We start from the raw sequence: 14584 nt of genomic DNA, 5'->3' as shown, positions 1-14584 counted from the left end.
CCGGGTGTCAGTGCACCGGTCCGGCAAGCAATCGGGCGAGTGTCGTCAATCGTTCGACGAACTCATCGTCGGTCTCTGCCGTCGGACGCCAGAATTCCGAGCCGTACATGGCTCGGAACGAGCATTCCGTGTACAGCGTTCGCACCAGCATCGCGGCTCGTTCGGGGTCGACGTGCTCGAGCCGGCTCGCAAAGCGTTCGACGACGCCCCGGGAGAGCTCTGCGCCCCGGTCGAGCAGGGCGGGCTCCGCGGCTGCACGTACGATGACCGAGCGAAGCAGGTCGCGGTGCTCGGAGAACACCGCCGCCATCGCACGCGCGACGCCCTCGATCGTGCCACCGGATGCCTCGAGCGCGCGGTCCTCGGTCGCTGCGACGGCCCGCATGCCGCGGTCGTAGACGGCGAGGAACAGACCGGAGCGCCCGTCGACGCGTGCGTAGATCGATGGGGCGGACACGCCTGCGCGACGGCAGATCTCGCCCATGGTGAAGGCGTCGTAGCCTTCGGTGCGGAGCAGATCGAGCCCCACCGCGAGTACTCGCTCCCACGCGTCTCGACTTCGAGCTTGGAGCGGGGGGCGCACGGCATCGGTCACCGTCCCATCCTGCAGGATGCCCGCACGGTTCGGGTGCGGGCATCCCGTCGTGGTCATCGTTCGGCCGGGGCCAGGATCCCAGCGCCCATCTCGGCGAGCTGGGCGACGATCTCGCCAGGGCTGCGTTCGCCGACCTGTCGCTGCAGCAATGGGGTGCGGTCGAGGATGAAGTCGCGCACAGGACGCAGGACGGTCGGGGCGTGATGGAACACCTTGCCGAGGATGTACGCCTGCTGCACCTGGGAGCGGGTATGCGGGATGCGGAGCTGCTCGTACGCGCCGAGCGCGGCGACCACGTCGGCATCGTCATCGAGATCGACGCCGACGAGTGCCTGCCCGAGGAAGTAGCCGTCGCAGATCGACATGCCCGCGCCGTACGCCGCATAGGGGGAGGTCGCGTGCGCGGCATCCCCGGCGATCGTGATCCGCCCCTTCGACCACCTCTGCAGCGGTGCGAGGTCGCGGATCGGCCACCGTTGGACGTGCGCGACATCCGTCCGAGCAACGAGGTCCGAGAGCGGGCCGCGGAATCCCGCAGCCAGCCCGGTCGCATGCGCACGAAGGTCGGCGGGAGCGTCCTGGTCGTCGCGCCAGGCTTCGAGGACCCACCACTGAACTCCGTCTCGACCATCCCGCCGAATCGAGGAGTACGTGCCCTGCACGGTGCGGTTGTGGGTGAGCACGACCTCGCCTCGCTCGAGCCCGGGCACGTCATCGATGTCGAAGGTGAAGCCACCGATGATGTGCAGATGGTGCGGCCGCTTCGGTGTCGCGCCCCACAGGTGACGGCGAACCGTCGAGTCGATGCCGTCGGCGCCGATCAGCACCGGAGTCTCCACGATCTCGCCGTCGGAGAACCGCAGGGTCACGCCGTCGCCATGGTCGTCGATCGAGGCGAGTTCCCTGCCGGTCTGCACGACGCCGTCGGGAATCGCGGCGAGCATTCGGCTGTACAGGTCCGGGCGGAGCATTCCGATGAACCCGCCTCCGTACCGGGCCACGACCTCATCGGGAATCCGGACGTCCGCACGGACGTGTCCTGCTTCGGAACGGAACGTGGTGTGGCACGGTGCGCCGAGGTCTTCGATGTCGACTCCCATGTCCTCCAGCGCCTTGATGGGCGGAGGCCAGAGGTTCAGGATGTTGCCCGCGGGGCGGGCGTGAGCGTACCGCTCGTAGAGGCGAACGTCGTGACCGGCCTTGAGCAGGCCGAGTGTGGCCGCCATGCCGGCTGGGCCGGCGCCGAGGACGGCGATCGGGGTGGTTGTGGACATGCGCTCCTCCTTGAGTGCTCCCTGAAACTGTAAGGCCATTACAGTTCTTTGCTCATCGCGAAAGCGGATGAATGAGATCCGTCGCGCTGATACCCGCCCGATGGGTGGGGGCTGGGTAGGCTGGGCGCACAATTCGTTCCGTTCGAAGGCGCGCGCCGTGTCCGATCGTTCCCTCTCCGATATCAGACGGAGGTCGTCGAATGCCCCGCGGTGACGACGCACGGAGCGTCGCCGAGAAGCTCTTCGCCATCGCCGACGCGTTCGAGCGCGGCGACGAGCTGACGCTCAGCGAGATCGCCGAACGCGCCCGGCTGCCGCTGTCGACGGCGCATCGCCTGCTCGGCGAGTGGGTCGAGTGGGGCGGCATCACCCGCTCCGGCGACGGGCGGTACCGCGTGGGCATCAAGCTGTGGCGTCTCGCGGTTCGTCAGCCGTCGTCACGCCGGCTGCGCATCGCGGCCAAGCCGTACCTCGAGGACCTCTTCGAGTCGACCGGGGAGCACGTGCACCTCGCCGTGCGCGAGGGGCTCGGCGCGGTCTACCTCGAGCGGATGTCGGGTGCGAACGCCGTGCCGTCGATCACCGACATCGGCTCGCGCCTGCCGCTCTACGCGACCGGCGTCGGCCAGGCGCTGCTCGCCTTCGCTCCGCCCGGCGTCTTCGAGGACGTCATTGCGGCGGGTCCGCGCAAGTTCCTGCCGGGCACGATCGTCGAGGAGGCAGCGCTCCGCGAGCGCATGGCCGGGATCCGCTCGACGGGCATCGCGATGTCGGTCGAGGCGCTGACCAAGGGTGCATTCTCGGTCGCCGCCCCGGTGCGCGACGCCACGGGCGACGTCGTCGCGGCGGTCTCGATCATCGCGCACGTCGAACGGCGCGACGAGCCGCAGTTCGCGCTCGGCGTGCGCATCGCGGGCCGGGGCATCTCGGCGGCGCTCGGGTATCGGCCGTAGGCGAACGACGCCCGAGTCGGGGGCCGGGGACGACGCCGACGGCTTCCATCAGATGGAATCCGGGATGCGGCGACATCCGCCCTCGCAGCACGATGGTGCCACCCTTCCATCGACGCGAGAGGACGCAGCGTTGCGAACCCAGGTGGTCATCATCGGAGCCGGACCCGCCGGCCTCCTGCTCGGGCACATCCTGCACCGGGCCGGCATCGCCTTCACGATCCTCGAGGCCCGCTCGCGCGAGTACGTGCTCGGCCGCATCCGGGCCGGCGTGCTCGAGCAGGGATCGGTCGACGCGCTCGCCGAGCTCGGCCTGGACGCCGACCTGCGCGAGCGCGGGCTCACCCACCACGGCATCCACCTGCAGTTCGAGGGCACCCGCCACCACGTCGACTTCGTCGACCTCGTCGGCCGCACCGTGACCATCTACGGGCAGCAGGCCCTCGTGCGGCACCTGCTCGCCGAGCACGACCGGCTCGGCAGCGACATCCGCTTCGAGGTGGCCGACGTCACCCCGACCGGACTGGGCGGCTCCAGCCCGAGCGTGTCCTTCACGGATGCCGGTGCGGCGACCTCGATCGACGGCGAGGTCGTCGTCGGTGCCGACGGCTTCCACGGGGTCTGCCGACCGGCGATCCCGGGAATCCGGGCGTTGGAGCGCTCCTACCCGTTCGGATGGCTGGGGATCCTCGCCGACGTCCCGCCGTCGACCGACGACCTCATCTACGCGCTGCACGCCGACGGGTTCGCGATGCACTCGATGCGCTCGCTCGAGGTGTCGCGCCTCTACCTGCAGGTCGACCACGACGCGTCGATCGACGACTGGTCGGACGCCCGCATCTGGGACGCGCTGCAGACCCGGCTCGGCGTCGACGGCTGGACCCTGCACGAGGGCAAGGTGCTCGAGAAGTCGATCACGCCGATGCGCTCGTTCGTCGCCTCGACGATGTCCCACGGGCGGCTGTTCCTCGTCGGCGACGCGGGGCACATCGTGCCGCCGACCGGTGCGAAGGGCCTCAACTCGGCGATCGCCGACGTCGTGCTGCTCGGGCGCGCGCTCGTCGCGGGCCTGCAGGGCGGCGACGAGTCCGGCCTCCGCGGCTACAGCGACGCCGCGCTCGCCCGCCAGTGGAAGGTGCAGCAGTTCTCCGAGTGGATGACCGACCTCCTCCACGTCCACGATGCGCCGGATGCCTCGGCGCGCGAGTTCGCGTACCGCAGCCAGGTCGGCCGCCTCGAGTACGTCACCGGGTCGCGCGCCGCGCGGCAGAGCCTCGCCGAGCAGTACGCCGGCCTTCCCTTCATCACGGAGTGACCATGCCACGCCTCGCATCCCAGCCCGACCTGTCGCAGCGCACGATCAGCGACGAGATCGCCGACCGTCATGCGCTCGAGCAGGATGCCGCGGCATCCGAGGGTCGTGGGCTCGCCGCCCACCCCCGACGCGACTTCGCGCCGTACCGCTCCACGCTGCTGCGGCATCCGACGCATGAGCTCGTGCGCGCCGACCCCGAGGAGATCGAGCTGGTCTCGCCGGCGTTCGGCCACACGGACGTCGCGGCCGAGGAGGCCGACCTCACGATCCAGCACACCGGGGAGCCGCTCGGCGAGCGCATCATCGTCACGGGCCGGGTGCTCGACGGCGAGGGCCGGCCGGTGCGCAACCAGCTCGTCGAGATCTGGCAGGCGAACGCGTCGGGTCGCTACGTGCACAAGCGCGACCAGCACCCGGCGCCGCTCGACCCGAACTTCACGGGTGTCGGCCGCATCATCACGGGCGACGACGGCTCCTACCGCCTGACCACGATCAAGCCCGGCGCCTACCCGTGGAAGAACCACCGCAACGCGTGGCGGCCCGCGCACATCCACTTCTCGTTCTTCGGCTCGGCGTTCACCCAGCGCCTGATCACGCAGATGTACTTCCCGGGCGACCCGCTCTTCGCGCTCGACCCGATCTTCCAGTCGATCGTCGACCCGGCCGCGCGCGAGCGGCTCGTCGCCGCGTACGACCACGACGTGAGCGAGCCCGAGTGGGCGATCGGCTACCACTGGGACGTCGTGCTGACCGGCCCGAAGTCGACCTGGATGGAACCGGAGGACGCCGACCATGCCTGAGCAGACCGACCGGACCGAGCAGACCACGCCACTCGGCCAGACGCCGTCGCAGACCGTCGGACCCTTCTTCGGATACGCCCTGCCGTACGACGGGGGACCGGACGTGCGCGCACCCTGGCTGCCCGACGCGATCCGCCTGCACGGCGCGGTCTTCGACGGGGCCGGCGACCCGATCCCCGATGCGATCGTCGAGATCTGGGGTGCGGATGCCGCTGGCCGGCCTTCGACCGAACGCGGGTCGTTCACCCGCGACCAGCACGGCTTCACCGGCTTCGGCCGTGCCGCGGTCGACCGCGACGGCCACTACTCGTTCACGACGATCAAGCCCGGTGCGATGCGCGACGGATCGGCGCCGTACCTGCTCGTGACGATCTTCGCCCGCGGCGTGCTGCAGCACCTCTTCACCAGGGCGTACTTCGGCGACGAGCCGGCGGCCAACGCGGCGGACCCGCTGCTCGCCCGCGTCGATCCCGCCCGCCGCGGAACGCTCGTGGCCGAGTCGGATGCTCCCGGTTCGTACCGCTTCGACGTGCGACTGCAGGGCGAGGGCGAGACCGTGTTCCTCGACTACGGCACCGAACTGTGATGGAGTCGTGGCGATGACGGACTGGGGACTGCTGGATCCTGGCGCAGCCGACACGACGGGCACCGACGACGATGCCGTGCTCGGGGCGATGGTCGAGGTCGAACGGGCGCTGCTGCGCGCGTGGGGGAGTGAGCTCGACGAGTTCCTCGATGCGCAGGCCGACGCGCTCGAGGCCGCATCGCTCGATCGCGCCGCGCTCATCGAGGGCGTGGCGCACGACGCCGTGCCCGTGGTGACGCTCGTTCCGGCGCTGCGGGCGCAGCTCGTGGCGGCCGGCCTCCTGGCCGATCGCCTGCACCTCGGCGCGACCAGCCAGGACGTGGTCGACACGGCGCTCATGCTCGTCGCGCGCGATGCCATGCACGGCACGCGCGCCGCGCTCGTCGAGGCCGGCTCGCACCTCGCCGCCCTGGCCGAGGCCGAGCGGCGCAGCCCGCGCATCGCCCGCTCGATCGCCCGCCACGCGGAGGCGAGCACCCTCGGCGTGCTCGCCGCCGGCTGGCTCGACGGCGTCGCCTCCGCGCTCGAGACGGTCGACGCCCTCGCCTTCCCCGTGCAGTTCGGCGGTGCGGTCGGCACCGGGACCGCAGCGGATGCCGCAGCCGGGCGCCCCGGCGCCGCCGACGCCGTGCGTGCGGGTCTCGCCGCCGAGCTCGGGCTCGCCGACCCCGGCCGCGCCTGGCACGCCGAGCGCACGCCCGTGCTCGCAGTCGCCTCGGCGGCGGCCGCCGTCGTGGCGGCGCTCGGCCGCATCGCCGGCGACGTGACGCTGCTCTCGCGCGAGGAGTTCGGCGAGGTGCGCCTGGCCGGCGGCGGCGGCTCGTCCGCGATGCCGCACAAGCGCAACCCGGTCGACGCCGTCGCGATCACCGCGGCAGCCGTCGAGTCGCCGGGCCTGCTCCAGATCGTCGCCTCCGCGGCGCTCGCGGGCGACGAGCGCTCGGCGGGCCGCTGGCACGCGGAGTGGTCGTCGTCGCGCCGAATCCTGCGTCTCGCGCGATCCGCGTCGACCGCCGCCACCCGCCTGCTCGCGGGCCTCGAGTTCGATCGCGACCGTGCGGCGCGGATCCTGGCCCACGCCGGACCCGCGGGCGAGCGTCCCGACCGCGGGGTGCTCGACGCGGCATCCGATCGCATCGTCGACCGGGCCGTCGCCCGCTTCGCCGCCCTGTCCGAAAGGCAGTCCCGCCCATGACCGTGCCCCGCCTGCTCGGCTCGTTCGCTCCCGGCACCGCGCCGGCCGCGTCGAACCCGCTCCTCGTGCTGCTTGCCTCGCTCGGCACGACGACCGCCCTGTGGGACGGCGTCGTCGGAGCGCTGCGCGCCGACCCGCGAACGGCGGGCCTCCGGATCCTCCGCGTCGACCTGCCGGGCCACGGGGCGAGCCCGGCATCAGCGGAGCCGTTCACGATCGCCGACCTCGCCGAGGCCGTGCTCGCGGTCGTCGACGAGGCGGGCGGCGGCGGGTTCCACGTCGCGGGCGTCTCGCTCGGCGGCGCGGTCGCGCTCGAACTCGCGGTCGCGCATCCCGACCGGGTGCTCGGGCTCGTGATGAGCTGCAGCGGTGCGCGCATCGGCACGCGCGAGAGCTGGTCGGCCCGAGCGGCCGACGTGCGTGCGAGCGGCACCGCATCGCTCGTGACCGGCAGCGCCTCGAGGTGGTTCGCCCCCGGGTTCCTGGGCCGTGATGCGGGTGGACCCGGCGCCGCTGCGCTCACGGCGCTCGTCGACGTCGACGACGAATCGTACGCCTGCTGCGCCGAGGCGCTCGGCGACTTCGACCGCACCCGCGACCTGGCGGCGCTCGACGTGCCGACCCTCGCACTCAGCGGCGAGCACGACGCCGTCACGACGCCGGCCTCGATGCAGGACCTCGCCGACGACATCCGCGGCGCCCGCCACATCGCGCTCGACGGCGCCTCCCACCTCGCGGTGCTCGAGGAGCCGCAGGCCACGGCCGAGCTCATCGCCGAGCACCTCGTCGCGATCGAACGCGCGGTCGAGGCATCCGTCGCCCACGACCGCGGGATGCGGGTGCGGCGCGCCGTGCTCGGCGACGCGCATGTCGACCGCGCCGTGGCGGCCACGACCCCCGAGACCGCGGCGTTCCAGGACTTCATCACCAGGTACGCGTGGGGCGAGGTGTGGGATCGACCATGGCTCACGCGCCGCGATCGCTCGATCGCGACGCTCGCGAGCCTCACGACCGGCGGCCATGAGCAGGAGATCGCCATGCACGTGCGCGCCGCCCTCACCAACGGCCTCACCCGCGACGAGATCTCCGAGGTGCTGCTGCACACCGCGCTCTACGCGGGGCTGCCCGCGGCGAACTCGGCCCTCGCGATCGCGCGCACGGTCTTCGCCGAAGCGGATGCCGCGGCCGCAGACCCCTCGACCTCCTCGCCGAACGACTGAACCCGGAGCACCATGGACAAGACCTTCGCGACGGCCGCCGATGCGGTCGCCGACATCCCTTCGGGCGCCTCGCTCGCGGTCGGGGGCTTCGGCCTCTCGGGCGTGCCGATCGTGACGATCCGCGCCCTGCTCGCCCGCGGGGTGGGCGACCTCGAGGTCGTCTCGAACAACTGCGGCGTCGACGGGTGGGGCCTGGGGGAGTTGCTCGCCGCCGGGCGCATCCGCAAGGTCATCGCGAGCTACATCGGCGAGAACCGGGAGTTCGCCCGCCAGTACCTCGGCGGCGAGGTCGAGGTCGAGCTGACGCCGCAGGGCACGCTGGCCGAGCGGCTCCGTGCTGGTGGGGCCGGCATCCCCGCGTTCTACACCGCGACCGGCGCCGGCACCGCGGTCTCCGACGGCGGGATGCCGCTGCGGTACGCCGCCGACGGATCGGTCGCGCTGGCGTCCGATCCGAAGGAGCTGCGCCCGTTCGAGGCGTTCGGCCGCACCCGCGAGTACGTGCTCGAGCGGGCGATCAGCACCGACTACGGGCTCGTGCGCGCCGCGGTCGGCGACCGGCACGGCAACCTGCGGTTCGAGAAGTCGACCCGCAACTTCAACCCGCTCGCGGGCATGGCCGGGCGCATCACGATCGCCGAGGTCGACGAGCTCGTCGAGCCTGGCGTGCTCGGCCCCGACGACATCCACCTGCCCGGGATCTACGTCGACCGGGTCGTCGTGCTCACGCGCGAGCAGGCTGCCGAGCTGCCGATCGAGAAGACGACCGCTCGGGCCAGGCCCGAGACATCCGGAACCGAAGCCGACGAGACCGAGGAGGTCCGCTGATGCCGCTCACGCGTGACGAGATGGCGGCCCGCGCCGCCCGCGAGCTCGAGGACGGCACGTACGTGAACCTCGGCATCGGCCTGCCGACCCTCATCCCGAACCACCTGCCCGAGGGCGTCGAGGTCGTGCTGCATTCCGAGAACGGCATCCTCGGCGTCGGCCCCTACCCGTGGGAGGGCGAGGAGGACCCGAAGCTCATCAACGCCGGCAAGGAGACCGTGACCGTGCTGCCCGGTGCGGCGTACTTCGATTCGGCGGCGAGCTTCGGAATGATCCGCGGCGGGCGCATCACGACCGCCGTGCTCGGCGCCATGCAGGTCTCGCAGGGCGGGGACATCGCGAACTGGGCGGTGCCCGGCAAGATGGTCAAGGGCATGGGCGGCGCCATGGACCTCGTGAACGGTGCCGAACGCGTCATCGTCGTGATGGAGCACGTCGCGAAGGACGGCAGCGCGAAGCTCGTCGAGCAGTGCACGCTCCCGTTGACCGGCAAGGCCTGCGTGGACCGCGTCATCACCGACCTCGCGGTGTTCGATGTCACCGATCACGGGTTCGTGCTCGTCGAACTCGCCCCCGGCGTGAGCATCGAGCAGGTAACGGATGCCACCGGCGCGCCGTTCACCGTCACCGAGGGCCTCGCCGTGGGAGCCGCCCGATGACCGAGCTGCGCGACGTCGTCATCTGCGCGCCGCTCCGCACCCCGGTGGGACGGATGGGCGGCGCGCTGGCCCCCGTCACCGCCCTCGAGCTCGCGACCACCGTGCTGAGGGCCCTCGTCGAACGGACCGGGCTCGACCCCTCCGACGTCGACGGCGTGATCGGCGCCCAGGGCTACCCGACCATGGAGGCGCCGGCGCTCGGACGTGTCGCCGCGCTCGACGCCGGATTCCCCGTCGAGACGACCGGCTACCAGCTCGACCGCCGTTGCGGCTCCGGACTGCAGGCCGTGCTCAACGCCGCGATGGAGGTGCAGACCGGCGTTGCCGACACCGTGATCGCGCTCGGCGTCGAGTCGATGTCGAACGCGCCGCTCTACACGGTCGAGGGCCGTCGGGGGGTGACCGGCGCCGGCCTGATGCTGCACGACGCGCTCGCCCGCGGCCGCGAGACGGTCGGCGGTGCCAGGTTCCCGACGCCAGACGGCAACGTCGGCTCGGCCGAGCTGCTGCGCGCCGAGTACCGCATCTCCCGGGAGGCGCAGGACGCGTTCGCGCTCCGTTCGCATGAGCGGGCCGTCGCCGCGCAGGAGTCTGGAGCGTTCGACGCCGAGCTCGTGCCCGTCGCGGTCCGCTCGCGCCGCGGCGACGTCATCGTCGACCGCGACGAGCATCCGCGCGCCGACAGCACGCTCGCGGCGCTCGGTGCGCTCCGTCCGATCCTGCGCCGCGACCCCGAGGCGACCGTCACGGCCGGCAATTCCAGCGGACAGAACGACGCCGCGGCGGCGTGCATCGTCACGACGCCGGCCCGCGCCGCCGAACTCGGCCTCGAGCCCATGCTCCGGCTCGTCTCCTGGGCCGTGGCGGGCAACGACCCGCTGCGCTTCGGGGTGGCCCCCGTGCCGGCGACGAATCGCGCGCTCGCGCGTGCCGGCATCCGCCTCGACGACCTCGACGTGATCGAGCTCAACGAGGCCTTCGCCGTGCAGGTGCTCGCCTGTCTCGCCGACTGGGGGATCGACGCCGAGGACCCGCGCCTGAACCCGCGCGGCAGTGGCATCTCGATCGGGCACCCCATCGGGGCCACCGGCATCCGCATGCTCGCGACCCTTGCGCACGAACTCGTCGACCTCGATCGGGAGCTCGCGGTCGAGACGATGTGCATCGGCGGAGGGCAGGCCCTCGCGGCGGTGTTCGCGCGGGCCTGACGAAGGTGGTTCGTGCTGCACCGGGATCGCGCGGGCTTCGGGTGCGTGGGGCCGTCGCCCGTTACGACGATGTGACGATCGGCCGAAGCCGATGCCTCCGTCGCACCGTCTGGCATACAGTAGGCCTTCCATGTGAGGAGGACCAGGTGTCGACGATCGAAACGCCGCTCGGGCTCGCGGACCGTTCGCTGGCCACGAAGATCTACGAGGAGCTGCGCGAGCGCATCATCGAGGGCGTGCTTCCCCCGGGTGCCCGCATCCGTGAGCGCGACCTCGCCGAGGAGCTCAACGTCTCGCGGATCCCCATCCGGGAGGCGCTGCCCAGGCTCGAGAGCGAGGGGTTCATCCGCACGATCCCTCGGAGGGGCGCGATCGTCACCGAGCTCACGCTCACCGACGTCGCGGAGCTGTTCGAGGTCCGGTCCAGCCTCGAGGTGCTGGCCGCCAAGTCGGCCGCACGTGCCTGCGCGGCCGGTGCATCCGCGGCCGAACTGGAGTCTCGGCTCGTCACCGCCGAGGAGTCGCTCGGACTCGGCGACGATCGCGAGATCGCCGCGGCCAACTCGGCCTTCCACGAGGAGATCCTGCGATTGTCGGGCAACACCCTGCTCATCAGCCTGATGGTCCCGGTGAACGGGCGGGTACGGCGGCTCTTCCGGCTCGAGGCCGAACGCGACCAGCGCGTCCTGTGCGCCGAGCATCGAGAACTCTGCCGCGCGATCCAGAGCGGCAACGCGGAACTCGCGGGGTCTCTGGCGTACGCGCACGTCGAGCACAGCCGGGTCGACTCGCTCGCGCTCATGCGCACCCGACTCGCCCAGTGACCCGCCGGAAACACAGGATGGAATACCGAACCATCAGAAACATGGTGTTTACGTAGATCGGACGCCACGGAAACAACCATTTGGAATCTTGTATACCAAGTACTCCAAATGAAGGATTCCCGTGGATCAGAAGATCACCCTCCAGAACGCCCGCCTGACCGACGGCTCGCTCGTCGACCTCACGGTCGCAGCCGGACGCATCGTCGGCCGGTCGTGCGCGGCGGCGGCGGCTCCGGCAGGCGAGCGGCCCAGCCTGCGGGACCTCCTGGTCGGAGGCGCCACGAGCCCGGCGCCGTCGACGACGTTGGACCTCGGCGGGCGCCTCGTCATTCCCGCGCTCGTCAACGGACACGCCCATCTCGACAAGACCTTCGTCGGCGCGCCCTGGCAGCCGCACCGGGTCGGCGTCGGAGTGCCGGCCAGGGTGGCCGCGGAGCGCCGCATCCGGGGGGGCCTCGAGCCCGTCGGCGTTCGATCGCGGGCCCTCGCCGACGAGCTCGTCCGGTTCGGGACGGGCACGGTCCGCACCCATGTCGACATCGACCCCGAACTGGGCCTCTCCTCGCTCGAGGCGCTCCTCGAACTCCGGTCGGAGTCCCGTGACCGGCTCGACATCCAGATCGTCGCCTTTCCCCAGAGCGGGATCCTCCGCTCGCCCGGCGTGGCCGGACTCCTCGACGCAGCCCTCGGGCTGGGCGCCGATGCGATCGGCGGACTCGACCCGATCGGCTACGACGGAGATGCGATCGGACACCTCGACATCGTGTTCGGCCTCGCCGAGCGCCACGGTGCGGGGGTCGACATCCACCTGCACGACCTCGGGGCGCCGGCCTCGGAGCAGGCGCGGCTGATCTCGGAGCGAACGCGCGGAGCGGGGCTCGGAGGCCGCGTCGCGATCAGCCACGGATACGGCCTCGGGACCCTCGACGGCGACGAACTCCGTCGTGTCGCCGACGACCTCGCCGCGTCCGGCGTGGCCGTCATGACCAACGGGCCCGCGGGCCCGATGCCCCCGGTGCTGACGCTCAGGAACGCGGGGGTCACCGTCTTCGCCGGCTCGGACAACATCCGGGACGCCTGGTGGCCGTTCGGCGAAGGCGACATGCTCGCCGTCGCGCACCAGGTGGCCTACCAGTCGAACTTCCGCACCGACGACGAGCTCGCCGTCGCACTCGACCTCGCCACCGGTGCTGCGGCCGACGCGCTCGGCCTCGACGCGTACGGCCTCGACGTCGGGGACCGCGCCGACCTCGTCGTGCTCGACCGTGAATCCGCCGCAGCCGCGATCGCGGCGGCACCCTCGCAGCGAGCCGTCATGCACGACGGCGCGTTCGTGTCCGTCACGGACCTCGTGCGGACCCGCCTCGCGACGGAGGTCCCCGTCGGCGCCTGACCCGCCTCGACCCGGGGCTCGTTCCCGATCCCGCCGCACCGCCCGTCCCGCCGCACCGCCGCATCACCCCCCCCACGCCACCGCACCACCCCCGAATCGGAGAGTGACATGCAACGAACCCAATGGAAGGCCGCGCGCATCGCGGCGATCCTCATCGCCGGCACCGCCGTCCTGACCTCCTGCGCCGCGCAGCCGTCTTCGTCGGGCGGTGCCACCCGAGACGACACGGTCATCATCGGGACCGGCGCCACCCCGCAGTCCCTCGACCCCGTGCTCGCGTCGGATGTGCAGACCGACTTCACCGACGGTGCGATGTACGACAAGCTCATCACCTACGACGCCGAGGGTGAGATCCTGCCCCAGCTCGCGACCGAGTGGAGCTACAACGACGACGCGACGGTCGTGACGCTGACCCTGCGGGACGACGTCGTGTTCCACAGCGGCAACCCGCTCACGGCCGACGACGTCGTCTACACGCTCGATCGCTACAGCGGGCTCGGGCTCGGGGTCGCGTCGTTCATCAGCGACTACGTGTCCGCCACGGCGGTCGACGACACGACCGTCGAGATCCAGCTCGCGAAGACGAACACGACGTTCGTCGGAGCGATGAGCAAGGTGTACGTGCTCGACTCGGTGCTCGTCGCGGAGCACGAGGGCGACGACGACGCACAGGAGTGGCTCGCGAGCAACGACGCCGGTTCCGGTGTCTACGCCCTCGTCGACTACACGCCGAACCAGGATGCGACCTTCGAGCGGTTCGAGGACTCCTGGCGCTTCGACGACGCGCGGCCCGACAGCCTCGCCTACCGATACATCACCGAGAGCGCCACCATCCGGAACGAACTCACCTCGGGCGGCGTCGACGTGGCCGTGGGCTTGACCGCCACCGACCTCGACGCCGTCGCGGGCAGCGACGAGTTCACGCAGCAGGAGCTCCCCGGTGCCCTGCAGCTCTTCGTCATGATGAAGATGCAGGGCGGCCTCACCGCCGACCCCAAGGTCCGCGAGGCCATCCAGCTCGCCTACGACTACGAGGGCCACGTCGCCTCGATCCTCTCGGGCAAGGGAACGGTCGCCACAGGGCTGGCCGCTCCGATCGTCGGATGCCGCGTCGACCGCGGTCCGAGCACGCAGGACGTCGCGGCGGCGAAGGCGCTCATCTCCGAGGCAGGAGCCGACGGGCAGACGATCACGCTCGCGTACCAGGCCCAGATCCCCGAGCATCAGAAGGCCGCGACCCTCCTGCAGTCCAACCTCAAGGAGATCGGCCTGAACCTGGAGCTCCAGGCGGTCAGCTACCCCGAATACGTCTCGATGATCGCCTCGCCGGAGACGACGCCCGACCTCGGGCTCCTGTGGGACTTCCCGTATTACCCCGAGATCGGGCCGATGCTCTCCCGCGTCTACGACTCCGCGTTCATCGGCCAGACGAACTACGCCGCGTACTCGAACCCCGAGGTCGACGCGCTGCTCGAGGCCGGCATCTCCGATCCCGATCCGGATGCCGCGTGCGAGCTGTTCACGCAGGCGCAGGAGCTGATCCTCGACGACCGGGTCAGCGTGAACATCTCGAACCCGATCCAGACGCTCGTGCTCCGCGACGGGATCGGCGGCATCACCTACGACCCCACCGCCCAGCTGTTCAACCCGTCGATGCTCACCGTCGGCGAATGACCCACAGGTGGCCTGCCGTCGATTCGGCAGGCCACCCCACCCACCCAACTTCGATCGAGGAGG

Annotated in this window: 14 protein-coding genes; 12 read left to right on the top strand and 2 right to left on the bottom strand. The window is 71.4% G+C overall.

Annotated features, from left to right (window positions below; translation table 11 throughout):
- Positions 1–7: 7 nt before the first annotated feature.
- Both ABIC29_RS15765 and ABIC29_RS15760 read right to left on the bottom strand, forming a co-directional pair.
- Positions 8–595, bottom strand: coding sequence for a TetR/AcrR family transcriptional regulator (locus ABIC29_RS15765; protein ID WP_354246928.1), 588 nt, complete (start codon positions 593–595; stop codon positions 8–10).
- 53 nt (positions 596–648) lie between these two features.
- Positions 649–1869 (bottom strand): FAD-dependent oxidoreductase, encoded by a 1221-nt coding sequence (locus ABIC29_RS15760; protein WP_354246925.1) that lies wholly within the window; start codon positions 1867–1869, stop codon positions 649–651.
- Between the two features lie 200 nt (positions 1870–2069).
- On the opposite strand from ABIC29_RS15760, the gene ABIC29_RS15755 reads away from it, so the two are divergent.
- The 12 genes from ABIC29_RS15755 (at position 2070) to ABIC29_RS15700 (ending at position 14521) form a co-directional block, all read left to right on the top strand.
- Positions 2070–2822, top strand: coding sequence for an IclR family transcriptional regulator (locus ABIC29_RS15755; RefSeq protein WP_354246923.1), 753 nt, complete (start codon positions 2070–2072; stop codon positions 2820–2822).
- A 130-nt stretch (positions 2823–2952) separates the two neighbouring features.
- On the top strand, positions 2953–4134 hold the full coding sequence (locus ABIC29_RS15750) for a 4-hydroxybenzoate 3-monooxygenase (protein WP_354246920.1): 1182 nt from the start codon (positions 2953–2955) through the stop codon (positions 4132–4134).
- A gap of 2 nt (positions 4135–4136) precedes the next feature.
- Positions 4137–4934 (top strand): protocatechuate 3,4-dioxygenase subunit beta, encoded by a 798-nt coding sequence (gene pcaH / locus ABIC29_RS15745; protein ID WP_354246917.1) that lies wholly within the window; start codon positions 4137–4139, stop codon positions 4932–4934.
- Positions 4927–5520 (top strand): protocatechuate 3,4-dioxygenase subunit alpha, encoded by a 594-nt coding sequence (gene pcaG / locus ABIC29_RS15740; RefSeq protein WP_354246914.1) that lies wholly within the window; start codon positions 4927–4929, stop codon positions 5518–5520. Before pcaH ends, pcaG begins: the two co-directional genes overlap by 8 nt.
- A gap of 13 nt (positions 5521–5533) precedes the next feature.
- Positions 5534–6715, top strand: coding sequence for a lyase family protein (locus ABIC29_RS15735; RefSeq protein WP_354246911.1), 1182 nt, complete (start codon positions 5534–5536; stop codon positions 6713–6715).
- Positions 6712–7935, top strand: a complete 1224-nt coding sequence (gene pcaDC, locus ABIC29_RS15730; protein WP_116085337.1) for a bifunctional 3-oxoadipate enol-lactonase/4-carboxymuconolactone decarboxylase PcaDC — start codon at positions 6712–6714, stop codon at positions 7933–7935. The genes ABIC29_RS15735 and pcaDC overlap by 4 nt, the downstream gene beginning before the upstream one ends.
- A gap of 12 nt (positions 7936–7947) precedes the next feature.
- Positions 7948–8763 carry a CoA transferase subunit A gene (locus ABIC29_RS15725; protein ID WP_354246908.1) on the top strand — a complete coding sequence of 272 codons (816 nt, stop codon included), beginning with the start codon at positions 7948–7950 and terminating at the stop codon, positions 8761–8763.
- Positions 8763–9422: a CoA transferase subunit B gene (locus ABIC29_RS15720; protein WP_116085332.1), complete on the top strand. Its 660-nt coding sequence runs from the start codon at positions 8763–8765 to the stop codon at positions 9420–9422. The genes ABIC29_RS15725 and ABIC29_RS15720 overlap by 1 nt, the downstream gene beginning before the upstream one ends.
- Positions 9419–10630 carry an acetyl-CoA C-acetyltransferase gene (locus ABIC29_RS15715; protein WP_354246905.1) on the top strand — a complete coding sequence of 404 codons (1212 nt, stop codon included), beginning with the start codon at positions 9419–9421 and terminating at the stop codon, positions 10628–10630. Before ABIC29_RS15720 ends, ABIC29_RS15715 begins: the two co-directional genes overlap by 4 nt.
- A gap of 146 nt (positions 10631–10776) precedes the next feature.
- On the top strand, positions 10777–11454 hold the full coding sequence (locus ABIC29_RS15710; protein ID WP_354246902.1) for a GntR family transcriptional regulator: 678 nt from the start codon (positions 10777–10779) through the stop codon (positions 11452–11454).
- Between the two features lie 121 nt (positions 11455–11575).
- On the top strand, positions 11576–12847 hold the full coding sequence (locus ABIC29_RS15705; protein ID WP_354246899.1) for an amidohydrolase: 1272 nt from the start codon (positions 11576–11578) through the stop codon (positions 12845–12847).
- Between the two features lie 108 nt (positions 12848–12955).
- On the top strand, positions 12956–14521 hold the full coding sequence (locus tag ABIC29_RS15700) for an ABC transporter substrate-binding protein (protein WP_147309221.1): 1566 nt from the start codon (positions 12956–12958) through the stop codon (positions 14519–14521).
- Positions 14522–14584: the final 63 nt, after the last annotated feature.

This window comes from Agromyces sp. PvR057 (assembly GCF_040547485.1).
Classification (GTDB): domain Bacteria; phylum Actinomycetota; class Actinomycetes; order Actinomycetales; family Microbacteriaceae; genus Agromyces.
Note: the sequence above shows the minus strand (reverse complement) of the source record. Positions and strands in the feature narration are given on the sequence as shown.